General features: G+C 58.3%; 16 protein-coding genes. 9 read left to right on the forward strand and 7 right to left on the reverse strand.

Going from position 1 to position 14347, the window contains the following annotated elements; genetic code table 11:
- The first annotated feature begins 158 nt into the window (after positions 1–158).
- From EC836_RS02075 to EC836_RS02100, 6 genes are all read left to right on the forward strand, one after another.
- On the forward strand, positions 159–1400 hold the full coding sequence (locus tag EC836_RS02075; protein ID WP_123329665.1) for an ABC transporter substrate-binding protein: 1242 nt from the start codon (positions 159–161) through the stop codon (positions 1398–1400).
- Positions 1401–1411: 11 nt separating this feature from the next.
- Positions 1412–2281: a branched-chain amino acid ABC transporter permease gene (locus EC836_RS02080; protein WP_123329667.1), complete on the forward strand. Its 870-nt coding sequence runs from the start codon at positions 1412–1414 to the stop codon at positions 2279–2281.
- Positions 2281–3312 (forward strand): branched-chain amino acid ABC transporter permease, encoded by a 1032-nt coding sequence (locus EC836_RS02085; RefSeq protein WP_123329669.1) that lies wholly within the window; start codon positions 2281–2283, stop codon positions 3310–3312. Before EC836_RS02080 ends, EC836_RS02085 begins: the two co-directional genes overlap by 1 nt.
- On the forward strand, positions 3309–4034 hold the full coding sequence (locus EC836_RS02090; protein ID WP_123329671.1) for an ATP-binding cassette domain-containing protein: 726 nt from the start codon (positions 3309–3311) through the stop codon (positions 4032–4034). Before EC836_RS02085 ends, EC836_RS02090 begins: the two co-directional genes overlap by 4 nt.
- Positions 4027–4731, forward strand: coding sequence for an ABC transporter ATP-binding protein (locus tag EC836_RS02095; RefSeq protein ID WP_123329673.1), 705 nt, complete (start codon positions 4027–4029; stop codon positions 4729–4731). Before EC836_RS02090 ends, EC836_RS02095 begins: the two co-directional genes overlap by 8 nt.
- Before the next feature lie 149 nt (positions 4732–4880).
- Positions 4881–5468 carry an ANTAR domain-containing response regulator gene (locus EC836_RS02100; protein WP_123329676.1) on the forward strand — a complete coding sequence of 196 codons (588 nt, stop codon included), beginning with the start codon at positions 4881–4883 and terminating at the stop codon, positions 5466–5468.
- Here EC836_RS02100 and EC836_RS02105 read toward each other — a convergent pair whose 3' ends face one another.
- Both EC836_RS02105 and EC836_RS02110 read right to left on the reverse strand, forming a co-directional pair.
- Positions 5469–6416: a helix-turn-helix domain-containing protein gene (locus EC836_RS02105; protein WP_123330716.1), complete on the reverse strand. Its 948-nt coding sequence runs from the start codon at positions 6414–6416 to the stop codon at positions 5469–5471.
- A gap of 111 nt (positions 6417–6527) precedes the next feature.
- A complete protein-coding gene (locus tag EC836_RS02110; protein ID WP_123329678.1) occupies positions 6528–7922 on the reverse strand; it encodes an amidase in 1395 nt (464 codons plus the stop codon).
- 26 nt (positions 7923–7948) lie between these two features.
- On the opposite strand from EC836_RS02110, the gene EC836_RS25060 reads away from it, so the two are divergent.
- From EC836_RS25060 to EC836_RS24795, 3 genes are all read left to right on the forward strand, one after another.
- The gene (locus EC836_RS25060) at positions 7949–8074 is read left to right on the forward strand and encodes a hypothetical protein (protein WP_255416825.1); all 126 of its coding nucleotides are present in this window, start codon (positions 7949–7951) and stop codon (positions 8072–8074) included.
- Positions 8075–8186: 112 nt separating this feature from the next.
- Positions 8187–9170 carry a zinc transporter ZntB gene (gene zntB, locus EC836_RS02115; RefSeq protein ID WP_123330718.1) on the forward strand — a complete coding sequence of 328 codons (984 nt, stop codon included), beginning with the start codon at positions 8187–8189 and terminating at the stop codon, positions 9168–9170.
- A 273-nt stretch (positions 9171–9443) separates the two neighbouring features.
- Complete coding sequence (locus EC836_RS24795; RefSeq protein WP_199734990.1) at positions 9444–9590, forward strand: hypothetical protein; 147 nt, start codon at positions 9444–9446, stop codon at positions 9588–9590.
- Positions 9591–9602: 12 nt separating this feature from the next.
- Here the strand turns inward: EC836_RS24795 and EC836_RS02120 are convergent, their stop codons facing one another.
- The 5 genes from EC836_RS02120 to EC836_RS02140 all read right to left on the reverse strand — a co-directional run bounded on the left by EC836_RS02120 (position 9603) and on the right by EC836_RS02140 (position 13886).
- The gene (locus EC836_RS02120) at positions 9603–10298 is read right to left on the reverse strand and encodes a YafY family protein (RefSeq protein WP_123329680.1); all 696 of its coding nucleotides are present in this window, start codon (positions 10296–10298) and stop codon (positions 9603–9605) included.
- A gap of 23 nt (positions 10299–10321) precedes the next feature.
- Positions 10322–11251 (reverse strand): tRNA 2-thiocytidine(32) synthetase TtcA, encoded by a 930-nt coding sequence (gene ttcA, locus EC836_RS02125; protein ID WP_123329682.1) that lies wholly within the window; start codon positions 11249–11251, stop codon positions 10322–10324.
- 159 nt (positions 11252–11410) lie between these two features.
- Positions 11411–12472: a tyrosine-type recombinase/integrase gene (locus tag EC836_RS02130; protein ID WP_123329684.1), complete on the reverse strand. Its 1062-nt coding sequence runs from the start codon at positions 12470–12472 to the stop codon at positions 11411–11413.
- Entirely contained in the window at positions 12447–12692 is a 246-nt protein-coding gene (locus EC836_RS02135) for an excisionase (protein WP_123329686.1), read from the reverse strand. Before EC836_RS02135 ends, EC836_RS02130 begins: the two co-directional genes overlap by 26 nt.
- A gap of 15 nt (positions 12693–12707) precedes the next feature.
- Positions 12708–13886 (reverse strand): site-specific DNA-methyltransferase, encoded by a 1179-nt coding sequence (locus tag EC836_RS02140; RefSeq protein ID WP_123329688.1) that lies wholly within the window; start codon positions 13884–13886, stop codon positions 12708–12710.
- Positions 13887–14347 lie beyond the last annotated feature (461 nt).

Genomic DNA, 14347 nt, shown 5'->3' on the forward strand with positions numbered 1-14347 from the left:
TAAAAAGATGGCAAGATAATTGCTTGATACGATCGGCCCCAAAGACGTGGCCCGCCTTTCAACACCGTGCAGACAGCGCCGTCTGCGTATCTCTGATTGCTTCAGTCCGAACCCGTCAATCTTCTTACTTCACGCTGTTACTTCACTTCGAGGGTGCTATGGCTATTAGTCGTCGTTCATTTATTCAGGGATCTGCATTATCCGTATTGGGCATGGCGGCGGGAATTGCGCCAAAATTCAGCCTGGCCGCTGACGGCAAAGAGGCGATTAAAGTCGCCAGTATTCTGGACCTGTCCGGCGGCCTTGATATTTACGGCAAGCCGATGTCGGATGCCATTAATCTTGCCGCCGAAGAAATTAACGCGGCTGGTGGCCTGGTCGGTCGACCGGTGCAGGTAATTAACTATGATGCACAGTCCAACATGCAGCTTTATGCGCAGTATGCCCAGCAGGCGGCATTAAAAGATAAAGTTGCGGTGGTTCACGGCGGCATTACCTCGGCTTCCCGCGAGGTGATCCGTCCGGTACTGGACCGTTTCCGCTCTCTCTACTTCTATCCCGCGCAGTATGAGGGCGGCGTCTGCGACCGCAACTACTTCTCTTCCGCCTCGACGCCCGCGCAAACCGTGGAGAAGCTGGTGCCCTACGCGATGAAAAAGTGGGGCAAAAAAGTCTACATCCTCGCGGCGGATTACAACTACGGGCAGATCGTCTCGGCCTGGGTGAAGAAATTCGTCAAGGATAACGACGGGGAAACCGTCGCCGTGGAGTTCTTCCCGCTGGACGTGACGGATTTCGGTGCCGCTATTTCAAAAATCCAGAGCGCGAAGCCGGATATGGTGTGGTCCGCGCTGGTCGGCGGGGCGCATATCTCCTTCTATCGCCAGTGGCACGCCTCGGGCATGAGCGGCAAGATCCCGATTGCCTCCACGGTGTTTGGCGGCGGCAACGAACACATCATCCTGTCGCCGGAGGAAAGTAACGGCATTCTGGTCTGCGCCAACTATATGCAGGAAATTCCGACGCCGGAAAACAAAGCCTTCGTGGAAAAATTCCAGGCCCGCTTCGGCAGCAGCGTGCCCTACATCAGCGATCTGGCGATGGGCGCTTATCAGGGCATGCTGATCTGGGCGGAAGGGGTGAGAAAGGCCGGGGATATCGACCGCATGAAGGTGATTGGAGCGCTGGAATCCGGTATCTCACTCACCTCGCCGAGCGGCCAGCTGATCGTCGACCCGGCAACCCATCACTGCACGCTGGATGTGCATATCGCAGAGGTAGAAAATCACCAGATGAAGATTCTGGAAACCTTCACCCACCAGGCACCGGTCGATACCGCCATGGTCTGCGATCTGAAGAAAAATCCGCGTGATAACAAGCAGTACCAAATTGAGTTGTAAGGGGAACGGCTATGGATCTGTTGATTATCTATGGCATTGAGGTTCTCAATGCCATTGCCGTACTGGTGGTGATGAGCCTGGGGCTGGCGGTGGTGTTTGGTATGATGAAAATCGTCAACATGGCCCACGGTGAATTTATGATGCTGGGTGGCTACAGCGCGATTCTGGCGACTAACCACCTTGGCGTTCCCATCTGGCTGTCGATGCTGGTGGTCGCGCCCGTGACGGTGGGGATCTTTGGCATCGTCATCGAGCGGATTATCATTCGCCATCTTTATGGCCGGATGATCGATACCATGCTGGCGACCTGGGGGCTTAGCCTGGCGCTGATTGGTGCGGCGACGATGGCGTTTGGCAACACAACGCTGGGGATCAGCGCGCCGCTGCCTGCGGTCAGCGTGGGCAGCTACACCACCAGCGGCTATTCGCTGTTTATCATTCTCTTCGCGCTATGCCTGGTCGGTGCCCTGTGGCTGCTGCTGCGGTTTACCACGCTCGGGCTTTGCGCCCGTGCCACGATGCAGAACGCGCGAATGGCCGCCGCGCTGGGCAGCAATCCGGGCAAAATATACAGCCTGACGTTTGGGCTGGGTGCGGCGCTGTCCGGCCTGGGCGGCGCGCTGCTGGCCCCAATCACCGGGGTGATCCCGACGATCGGCGTCAGCTTTATCGCCAAGGCCTTTATCACCGTGATTGGCGGCGGCAGTGCGATTATTGCCGGAACGCTCTCCTCTTCCACGCTGTTTGGCACCATCTCGCAGCTGGTCACCTACCTCTCCACGCCGGTGTTTGGTGCCGTGGCGCTGTTGCTCAGCGCCATCGTGCTGCTGCGCCTGCTGCCGCAGGGCATCACCGGCCGTTTCTTCAGGAGATCGTTGTAATGAAAATGCTGACTGAAAAGCTACAGATCGTGGCGACCGCACTGGTCGTGGTGCTGGCTGCGTTCTGGCTGTCGGGAGTGATTGAGCTCTACACGCTGCTGTCGCTCACCGTGTTTCTGGTCATGGGCCTGCTGTCGCTGAGCCTGGCCTTTATCTGGGGATACGGGGGCATCCTGTGCTTCGGCCAGGCGGCGTTCTTCGGCATCGGAGCCTACACCTATGCGGTCTGCGCGATCAACTGGGGGGATTCCACCTGGGCGGTGGTGATGGCGGTGCTGTTGCCCACGCTGTTCTCCCTGCTGCTGGGCTACGTGATTTTCTACGGCGGCGTCAGCGACGTGTATCTGGGGGCCATTACCCTGGCGGTGAGTCTGGTGCTGTTCAACTGGGTCAACTCCACGTCCGGCAGCGAATACCATATCGGCGAGGCGCTGCTGGGCGGTTTTAACGGCATTCCCTCGGTGCCGACGCTCAACGCGCCGTTCCAGCCGGACGCTATTCTGTCCCCGGAAGCGCTGTTTATCGTCACCGCAGGCTGCCTGGCGCTGTGTTACGCGCTGCTGAAGTTCGTTCTGCTCAGCCGCTTTGGCAAAACGGTGGTGGCGATCCGCGAAAATGAACAGCGGGCGGGCCTGCTGGGCTATAACGTCCCGGCACACAAGCTGGTGACCTTTGCCATCGGCGCGGCGGTGGCCGGGCTGGCAGGCTGTCTGTACGTCAACTGGGGGGCGTTTGTCAGCCCCGGCGTATTCAGCATCAGCCAGTCAGCGCAGATCATTATCTGGGTGATCGTCGGCGGTCGCGGAACGCTACTCGGCCCGGTGATCAGCTGCATGCTGCTGCAGTGGATGGTAACCCGGCTGGGCGCGCAGCAAACGGTTGATGTCAATCTGGTCCTTGGCGTGATCCTCGCCTTGTTCGTGCTGTTAATTCCCGGCGGCATTCTGCCCGGCCTGCAGCGGATCTGGCGGCGCAAGCGTCGGCCTGCCGCGCCGGCTTCCTCTGTACAGGTGAAAGAGGTGAAACCATGACCGTGTTACTTCAGACGCATCAAATGGGCGTCAGTTTTGGCGGTGTTCATGCGGTGAAAGCCGTGGACTTTACCCTGAATGAGGGCGAACTGCGCTGCCTGATCGGCCCTAACGGGGCGGGAAAGAGCACCTTTTTTAAAATGCTCAGCGGCCAGGTGACCCCCACGCGCGGGGAGTGCCGCTATCGCGATCGGGTGATCTCGGGTAAGCGACCGTGGGAAATCGCCCGGCTGGGTATCGGCATTAAAACGCAGGTCCCCAGCGTGTTTGAAGGGCTGAGCGTGGCGGAAAACCTGTGGCTGGCCGCCGCCAACAAAATGGACAAAGCGGCGGTCGCGGGCGAAGTCGATAGGGTGCTGGAGGATATCGGCCTTAGCGATCGGCAAAATGACATTCTCTCCGAAATGGCCCACGGTCAGCGGCAGTGGGTGGAGCTGGGGATGATCCTGATTTCGCGCCCGCAGCTTGTACTGCTGGATGAGCCCGCCGCCGGAATGACCCATCATGAAGTGCGTAAAACCGCCGCGTTAATTCAGCGCATAAACCAGCAGAGCACGGTGGTAGTGGTGGAGCATGATATGGATTTTATCGGCATGATCGCTCAGCAGGTGACGGTGTTTAACCAGGGTGAGGTGCTGGCGGAGGGGACCTTCAGCCAGGTTACTCAGGATCCGCGCGTCAAAGAAGCCTACCTTGGCAATCTGGAGATTAAACATGCTTGAAATGAAACAAACGGTCTCCGGCTACAATAAAATTCCGGTGCTGCATCTCTCCGAGTTGTTTATCGGTGCCAAATCCTTCACCGGCGTGTTGGGCCGCAACGGCATGGGGAAAACTACGCTGCTGCGCACCATCATGGGGGAACTGCCCGCGTGGCAGGGCACTATCGCGCTGAACGGCATCGATATTACCGGCTATCATCCCCACCAGCGGGCGGCGGCGGGCATCGGCTTCGTTCCGCAGGGGCGGCAAATCTTCCCGCAGCTGACGGTAGAGGAAAACCTGCGTATGGGATGCGTTAAGCACTTCTCGCAGGCCGGGGAGATCATCGGGCAGATGCTGGATATTTTCCCGCGCCTGAAGCGGCTGCTGGCACAGCCGGGCGGCGCGCTGTCGGGAGGGGAGCAGCAGCTGCTGGCGCTGGCCCGCTGCCTGTGCGGCAGGCCGCAGCTGGTACTGCTGGATGAGCCAACAGAAGGGATCCAGCCGAATATCTGCGAAGAGATCATCGACACGCTCCAGCGGCTGCGCCATGAAATGGATATCTCCATTATCCTGGTTGAACAGGACATCGAGTTTCTTTACGCGCTGTCCGACCGTATTCACGTGATTGAAAAGGGGCAAATCGTCCGCCAGATCGACCCGGCAACCACGCCGAGCGCCCGCGTGGCGGAACAGTATCTCGGTTTTAATGCCTGAACCGGCTGCTGCCGGTCGCCATCCTTTTGGCTGACCGGCAGCAGGCACCTGTCCTAAACGACACAGCGTCAGGCAGGGCAAACACAGCGCGGGCCCGTCGGGTTGCTTATTGTGAAGTCATCACTATCCAGGACATGACAGGGTGATTCATGATTGAGCAATCCTTACTCGCCGCACTTTCCGGCGTTCGGCTGCATCTTTTCCATCCTTATAGCCAGGGGATGCGGGCCTTTTGTACCTCGCTGACCCAGCTTGGCTGCCACGTGCGGCACGACTGGCCGCTCCCCGCGACCCTTCCTCCCGATGCCGACCTGGCGATTATTGCTGTCGATCGCCACCAGCCTGCGCTGCTCACGCCGTTGTTCCGCCATTATAAAAGCGTACAGACCCCGACAATTGCCCTGGCCGACTGCCACGACGGGCTGCTGTTTTCGCTGCTGCTGGCGCTGGAACCGGAAGCGCTTTCAGCGCGTGACGCCGATCCGTTCTCGCTGATTATTCAGATCGTCGCCGTGCTGCGCGCGGCGCGCGAGCAGAAGCAGCTGAGCGAGCGGCTGCATCAGCAGCAGCAGGTTAGAATACGGCAGGACCGGCTGGCGCAGGCGAAGGGGGTGCTGATGCAAACCTTTGGGCTGGATGAGTCGGGGGCCTATGGTTTTATGCGCAAAGAGGCGATGAACACACGCAGCAGTCTGGAATTCACCGCAGAGCGGGTGCTTAACAGCCTGCAAAAATAATCAGCTGCCGGGCTGGCCGCTGGCCGGGTGCAGCAGGCTGCTCGGCGTATAGCCGAAGGCCTTGCGAAAGGCGAGGCTGAAATGGGACATATCGCTGAAGCCGTGATCGAGCGCTACCTGTGTGATATTACGCGCCTTGCCTTCCGCCAGCGCTTTATGGCAGGCCAGCAGGCGTTCGTGCCAGACGCAGTTCATCGGCGTGGTGCCGTTGGCGGCAAATACCCGGCTGAGGGTGCGCGGAGAGACATGATGGGCGTTGGCGATCTGCGCGACCGACAGATCGTGATCCTGCAAGTGCTGGCGCAGGTAGTTCAGCACGCGTGAGTAGAGAGTCGGCTTTAATCCTTCGTCACTTTTTTGCAGATTCAGGCCCACGGAGATCACGGTAAACAGCGTGTTGGCGAACTGCTCGGTCAGGCAACTGCCTTCTTCAGCCGCATTAAAACGGAAGGCCTCATCAATCATATGCCGCAGCGCGACCATGCCCGGTCGGGAAAGGTCCAGCGAGGTCCCGGACATCGCCGCAATCGCCGGAGCTTCTTTTTCAATCAGATGGCGCGGCAGATGGATAATATTCATCGACACGTTTTCCATCGCGAAATGGAACGGCGAACCGGCGTCGTAGATCACCATATCCCCGGCGCTGACCTGCGTTTCATTGTTATTCTGCCGCAGCCTGCCGCTGCCCTCACAGATGTAGCCGAGATAAAAGTCGGGGTTAGGGTGGCGGCGAATGCAGTCGGGCGTTCTCTGCCACATCATCGACGCCTGCGAAACATGATTGGCGATATCGAACTGCCCCAGCATGCCGTAGCTGAAGCGCCCGGAAAACATGCCGGCCTGCACCTGCTTTGCCTCTGCCTTGATCAGGCGGGAACAGACGGCATCGCGCCAGGCATCGAAGCGGTGGCGGTTCTCCAGATGCTCCGTGGTGAAATTTTCTCTCATCGTCAGATCCCCCGGACGTGGCGTAAAAGGTGAAATCATCAGAAAGTATGCAAACTCCAGACCATTCCTGCCGGAGCACCGCCCCTGACCGAGGGGCGGTAACGGTGGGGATTACAGCGCGGGATGCTGCTGATGCCAGTCGGTGACCTGTTGATAGGCCCAGGCGGCCTGAATCATGCTGACTTCATCAAAATGCGCGGCAACCAGCTGGAAGCCGACCGGCGCACCGGCGGCCGTTTTGCCACCCGGCAGCGTAATGGTCGGATGCCCGCTGGAATCGAATGCACTGGTATAGCGCAGCACGCCATTAAACAGTGCCTTGTCGGTACCAAAGCGGGTCATGGTGTCCCAGGTTAATCCGGCATAGGCGGTGGCCGGTGCGAGGATCAGGTCAACCTGGCCGAAGAGGGCAGAAATCGTGCCGCGCAGGGCGGCGCGGTTCAGCAGCAGGCGCTGGTATTCCAGCGCCGTGACGCTGTGGCCGAGATCCAGCAGTCCGGCCAGACCCGGCCCGTATTGTTCTTTCTGCGAGGGATACGTCTGCCGATGCGCGAAGGCCGTTTCCACCGCGCAGAGCGGGCTCCACTCCTCGGCCGCCTGTTCGGTGTCCGGCATGGTGATATCCACGAAGGTTGCGCCCAGATCGCTTAGCGTAGCGATAACCCCCTGCAGCATCCGGTGCGTGTCCTCATCCACCTTCTCCAGCGCCCAGTTCTTATCCAGCCCGATGCGCATTTTGCCAATGCCGCGCGTCATCAGCGCCAGATAGTCCGCCACCGGCTCAATGCTGGAGGTGGGGTCCTGCTCATCACGACCGGCGATCGCCTGCAGCATGGCCGCAGCGTCGGCGGCGGACCGCGCCATCGGGCCGATGTGGTCGAGCGAGGCCGCCAGTTCGAAAGCGCCGTGGCGCGTCACGCGTCCCCAGGTCGGCTTAATGCCGGTCAGGCCGTTGGCATTGGAGGGGAAGCGGATCGAACCGCCGGTGTCGGTGCCGATGGCGCCATAGCACAGCCCGGCGGCGGTAGCGACGCCGGACCCGCTGGAAGAGACGCCGGTCCACAGCGCGGCACCCCACGGGTTAACCGGGCGCACCACCTCGGGGTGATGATCGGCAAAGGCGCTTTCGGTTTGCTTCAGCTTGCCGAGGATCACCGCCCCGGCTTCGCGGAAGCGCTTTACCACGGTGGAGTCTTCCGTCGGGTAATGTGCCTGGTGGATCAGCATACCGTGACTGGTGGGCGCATCTTTCGTCCAGATCAAATCCTTCAGCGCGATCGGCACGCCGTGCAGCGGGCCGCGGATGATCCCCTGCGCGATCTCCCGGTCGGCCTCGGCCGCCTGCTGCAGGGCGCTGTCGCGCATCACGTAAAAATAGCTGTGCAAATCGGCATCCAGCGAGGCGATGCGATCCAGCAGTGCGGTGGTGACCGCAACGGAAGCGATCTCTTTCGACTGAATCAGCCGGCCTGTTTCCAGCAAACTTTTATAATGCAGGTCGTTCATCGTGGCCTAATCTCCTGAAGGGAAGGATGCCTGCGAAAGCAGACAATATACCGATCACCAACGTAATTCAGGGCGACAAAGCGGGCTATGCTGCGGCGGACAGAGGGTGTGCCAGAAGTGCCATCGCCGCAACGTCAATGCGGATGGCCTAAGTCATTGCCGCTGTCATGAATTCTAACCATTGTCTCTGCGTGCAATATTTTGCAACTGCGTGCCCGCACGCTAGACTGTATCGTATTGATTATGTTGAAAGCGGGGCAGAAAGTGGACGTGATTGCAGGCAAATCCTTACAGGTATCGGATGCGATTATCTCGTGTCAGCTGGATGGCCACGGTGGAATGATCCCGATTGCCGACAGCGAAGTGCTTACGTGCGACCATCCGTGCTGGCTGCACCTGAACTACACCCATCCCGAAAGTGCCGAGTGGCTGACCACGACGCCGCTGCTGCCGGACAACGTGCGTGATGCACTGGGCGGCGACAGCATGCGGCCGCGCGTCAGCCGTCTGGGCGACGGCACAATGATCACCCTGCGCAGCGTGAATCTGAACAGTGAATCGCGGCCCGATCAGCTGGTGGTAATCCGCGTGTTCATCAACGACCGGTTGATCGTCTCGACCCGGCGGCGCAAGGTGTTTGCCATTGATGAAGTGCTGACCGATCTGCAAAACGGCAACGGCCCGCAAAACTGTGGCAGCTGGCTGGTGGACGTGTGCGATTCGCTGACCGACCATACCAGCGAATTTATCGAGGATCTGCACGATAAAATCATCGAGCTGGAGGACGCCGTGGTGGACCAGCAGGTGCCGCCGCGCGGCGAGCTGGCGCTGATCCGCAAACAGTTAATTATTATGCGCCGCTATATGGCCCCGCAGCGGGACGTGTTTTCGCGGCTGGCCAGCGAGCGGCTGCCGTGGATGAGCGATGACGACCGTCGGCGGATGCAGGATATCGCCGACCGCCTGGGGCGCGGGCTGGACGATCTGGATGCCAGCGTGGCGCGGACCGGCGTGCTGTCCGATGAAATCAGTTCGGTGATGGCGGAAGCCATGAACCGCCGCACCTATACTATGTCGCTGATGGCGGTGGTTTTCCTGCCGACCACCTTCCTGACCGGGCTGTTCGGCGTTAACCTTGGCGGTATTCCGGGAGGCAGCTGGCGCTTCGGCTTTGGCCTTTTCTGTCTGCTGTTAGCAGGCCTGGTGCTGGGCGTTGCGTGGTGGTTACGACGACGTAAATGGCTGTGAAGAGAGCAAATTATTGTGGGATAAAGGCGCCTAAAACTGATCAACGTCAATAACGGGTGGTGAAGTTAAGGGCAGAATCTCTCTCGCAGGTGAATGCAACGTCAAGCGATGGGCGTTGCGCTCCATAATTGTCTTACTTCATTTTTAGAATTAATGCATAGCACATTTAATTCGTACGACGCCGGCTCCGAGCCGGCTTTTTTTTGCCCGTTTGCCAGCCCGGTCAGATGTCCTACGCTTAAAGCTCATGCCTTAACAAGAAGGGACAGCATAATGACTGACTATCCTCATGCCATTCGCGGCTCTGAACCCCTGAGCGATCCCGTACCCGTTCCCGGCCCGATCCCCACGCCGCAGCCACTGCCCGATCCGCCGCCGGTTGACCCCGATCCGATTATCGATCCGCCCGCGCATCACTGAGTCCGGACTACTCTACTGCGGCGGTCTGTCCGGGAACTGCTGTTCGCGCCACTGTTTGATCAGCGCGGCGCGACGGCGGGGATAGCGGGTAGTGGTTAATTCCAGCGAAACAATGCGGTCGGTGCGGAAGTGACGGAAATCGCCGCGCAGTTCACACCACGCGCCGAGAATATGCAGGTTGTCAAAATAGCCCAGCAGAAACGGCCAGATAACGCGGCGTGATGAGCGATCCTCGCCGTCGCGATAGACGAGGGTCGCCGTCAGTTCCTGGCGGATGGCCCGGCGGATGGCGACAAAATCCACGCTTTCAATTAGCGGGTTGGCGGACGGCGCGGCCATCAGGCCGTTGCTGTCCAGACTGTGGCGCAGTTCGGGGGGAAGCACGGCGGCAATTTTGCTTAGCGCGCTTTTTGCCGACTGGCTCAGGCCGGTATCGGTGCGGCTGGCCACCCAGCGCGAACCGAGCACCAGCGCCTCAATCTCTTCTTCGCTGAACATCAGTGGGGGCAGGGTGAAGCCGGGTTTCAGCACGTAGCCCATACCCGGCTCACCGGCAATATCCGCACCCTGCTGCTGCAGCGTGGCAATATCGCGGTAGAGCGTGCGCAGGCTGATGCCGAGCGTACCGGCGAGCTGAGTGCCGGAAATGGGGAAGCGGTGATTGCGCAGTAGCTGCAGCAGATCCAGCAGGCGTTGCGTTCGCGACACACGTCCTCCGTGAAACGTTGAGCTTAGCCTACCTGAACCACATCAAGACGAACGGGCGCGTCGTCTTCGTCTTCCGGCTGCCAGCCCGCGGGCTGCAGCGGCAGCGTTTCGCGATCGAAGGCCAGATCGCCACCGTCAACCACTTCGCCACCGTGGGCGATGCCTTTAAAGTCGAACAGTTCGATGTCGGCAAGATGCGATGGCACCACGTTCTGCATGGCGCTGAACATGGTTTCAATGCGGCCCGGATAGCGTTTATCCCAGTCGCGCAGCATATCGGCAATCACCTGACGCTGCAGGTTGGGCTGTGAACCGCACAGGTTGCACGGAATAATCGGATATTCGCGGGCGATGGCGAAGCGCTCAATGTCCTTCTCGCGGCAATAGGCCAGCGGGCGGATGACAATATGCTTACCGTCGTCGCTCATCAGCTTCGGCGGCATGCCTTTCATTTTCCCGCCGTAGAACATGTTCAGGAACAGGGTTTGCAGGATATCGTCGCGGTGATGGCCCAGCGCGATCTTGGTGCAGCCCAGCTCGGTTGCCGTCCGGTAAAGAATGCCGCGACGTAGACGCGAGCAGAGCGAGCAGGTGGTTTTGCCTTCCGGAATTTTGTCCTTCACGATGGCGTAGGTGTCTTCTTCGACAATCTTATATTCCACGCCCTGCGTTTCCAGATATTCCGGCAGAATATGCCCCGGGAAACCCGGCTGCTTCTGATCGAGATTCACCGCCACCAGCGAGAAAGAGACCGGCGCGCTCTGCTGCAGGTTGCGCAGGATTTCCAGCATGGTGTAGCTGTCTTTGCCGCCGGAGAGGCACACCATGATCCGGTCACCCTCTTCGATCATATTATAGTCAGCAATCGCCTGGCCGACGTTACGGCGCAGACGCTTCTGCAGCTTGTTGAGGTTGTACTGCTCTTTCTTACTGGTTTCCGGATTCGGTTGCATTTATTGGCTATCTCGTATTGCAGAAGTGGGCGAGAACATCGGCAGGCCCGGCATGAAAACTGACTGGCGTGCTATGGTACGGATTCCACACAGTCTTAATTTATTTCGTAAAATCATATGTTTATAAAAAACAGTTCAAAATCATTCAAAACTACATCACTATTCAACTTCCAGCCACTGGCTGCCTCGTGCGTCAGTATACCGCTCTGTCATCTCGGCTGATTTGTGACCGAGCATGTTTTGAGCATACTTTTCACCTTTGTCACGCTGATACAGCCTGGCTGCGAGGCTCCTGATTTCGTGAAAAGACGGCGGATTCCCTTCCCACGTTAACCCGGTTGCGTTCCTGTGCGCTGCGAATGCATCGGAAAGACTTCTGGTTGTCAGTTGAGCGCCCATTCGCGTTGTGATCAGCGTTGCGGAGCTTGGGTGTAATTTTCTACACTCTTCAATGACAGATGAAAGCGTGATCCCATGAATGGAAGCCGACAAAGGGATCGCCAGTTTCATTCCGGTCTTTTGCTGCTCAACTCTTAATCTTCCATCCTGGATGTCATCCCATCTCATTTTCACAATGTCGCTGACGCGCTGAGCCGTTACCAGCGCCAGTTTAACGCTTAATGCAATCCATGGTTGACCATCACCAGCTTTGAGTAAAATTGTATCGAAGTCGTCAGCGGACAGCCGACTTCTTTTGACTACTACGCGGGCATTACGGGTCGCATCCACCGGGTTTATTGTCACCAACCCTTCAGCGATGGCCTCCCTGAAAAGGTCAGAGAATGTAGACCTGATCAATTTTGAGCGCGTTATTTTGCCTGATAAAATATAAGATTCCAGAAATTCAGCAACATTTTTTGTGGTTATTGATGTGACTGCATCTGAGCTGAAGGCTTTGCGGATGGCCTCAACGCGACCTGCATACTGCTTCAGAGAGCTCTGGCTCACCCCTCTACGTGTCAAAATCTCCATATATCTTGCGCACCAGTCCGCCATAGTTACTGTTGCTGTATCGTTAAGCCTGTCAACCAGGCTAACCATCGGCCCGGACACTATCGACATATTCGCATCAATGGCCTGCGTGACGGCGTAACGTTTATCTCTGCCCAGACCGTACTCCTTACCCGTCCGTGGGTCCCGGTAGCTGTAGTAACCGTCGTTCCTGACGTACAGGTTTGGTGGCAGGTCCCTTGTTTTATGATTTCTTCTCCGTGCGGCCATTCTTGATCCTTGTTGTTAATGAATCGCCCGATTGGCGGGCGTGTTGCTGAGTGGTGCAAGCAGAAGCGATTTTCACAGCCTTCTCCTCGACCAGATACTGGTAGCCATCAAAAGCAGGTGCCGGGTAAACCTTACCGGCCCGAACCCAGCGGCGCAGTGTTTCCATTGAGCGGGGAACGGGAAGCCGCTGGCCCCACTCATAGAGCGTTATAAGTGACATAGTGACCTCTGAGGTTTAGATAGGATTAAGCGACCTGCTGATCGCGGGTGGTACAGAGTTCTGGCAAGTTGGCGCTGCTGGCGCAGACATTTGCTTGTAGGAATAACCGATGCGGGCGCTGGCGGTTACGATGTTGTCCGGATCTAAATCAATTCCGATGAAAGAAAATCCCTCTTCAATCGCAGCGCGACCGGTGCTGCCGCTGCCCGTGAATGGATCGAGAACGGTTCCGCCAGGTGAGGTGATGAGGCGGCAGAGGTACTTCATCAGGGCAATCGGCTTCACGGTCGGGTGCGGATTCTTTGCGCCGCTACTGCGTCCGGCGCCGGCGCGAGGATCGTTAAGGCCCGCGCTTCCCTCTTTGCGCCCACCAGTCATTTCCGAAGCTGAAAAGGAGATAAATCGCTCCATTCCTTCGTCGCGCTCGGCAGGCGTTACCTTTGCGCAATAGAAGAATCGCGCTGCGCTGCCGCTGTCACCATGATGATGTGTTGCGACACGCTTTCTCATACCAAGAATATTGCCCGTCCCAGCTGCTGAGGGCTCTGTGCCTCTCACCGGTGATGCTGCGCCAGCATTCGCCGGGAATATGGCTATCGCCTCGTCGCTACCGTCGTGAATGAGATTTGCTGGCCAGCGCCCCTCTGGGGCCTGATGATAGTTGCTGGTGGGTTCATTGCCGTCACGTTGATGCGACAGCAGCGCGCCGCGTCCACTGCTCAGCTCTTCAGTGGTGAAGATTCGACAGGCGGTGATGTTCAGTGCGCCAGTGCGGTACTGTGCCATGTTGTTGGCCACCGTCGTCTTGAACGGCTTGCGCGCCATTACGATGGGCTCATGTGCAGGCTTCAGTCCCGTGCCCCAACCGTTAAATTCTCCCTCGAGGTTGTGTGATTTCGGGAAGCCAGTGCCGTAAAGCCATTCGATCATGTCGCGAATTTCAAAGCCCGCGTCTTCGACGTTAACCACCAGTCGGTGATAGGTGCGGGATCCACCGAATGCCAGCAGGTGGCCGCCTGGTTTCAGCACGCGCAGGCACTCCGCCCACTGCTCAACGGTCGGTACCTGATAGTCCCATTTGTGGCCCATGAAGCTAATTCCGTACGGTGGATCTGTAACAATCGCATCAACTGAGTTATCCGGAACCGACTTCAGCACTACTTCGCATGGTCCAACGTGTAGTTGATATGTCATCGGCTATCCTCCGCGCAATACGCATTGATTTGATGAACGGTCATTTTAATGTGCCTCGACAGCCAGGCGGCTGGTCAGGAGAGTTTGATTTGGTAGTAGGTGCAGAAATCGAGAACGTACGGGCATTCGAAAGGGCTTTCGGTGCCGTTTATAACATCGCACCCGCCTGCATGAAGGCAGTTGCAGTGCTGGCAACTGAGACGGTTTTCCCAGCAGCTTGTAGCCATGGCGTAGCCGTTACACCGGCCGCCGCTGAACCGGTGCGGGAACTCATACGCGGAACAGCGGCACGTTACCTGCCGGCCATTCCAATAGGCTTTCCCGCGGGGATTTGAGTTTGCATAGCCTCACCTCGTCAGATATAGCTCCGTAGTTAACGCTGCGATAAGCAGCAGGATCAGCACAGCAGCCGGGCGGATGCTGGCATAGAAAATGTGGTGGCGCGCGAGGTGTCGCCGGAT

It is taken from the genome of Erwinia sp. JUb26 (assembly GCF_003751505.1).
GTDB lineage: Bacteria > Pseudomonadota > Gammaproteobacteria > Enterobacterales > Enterobacteriaceae > Erwinia.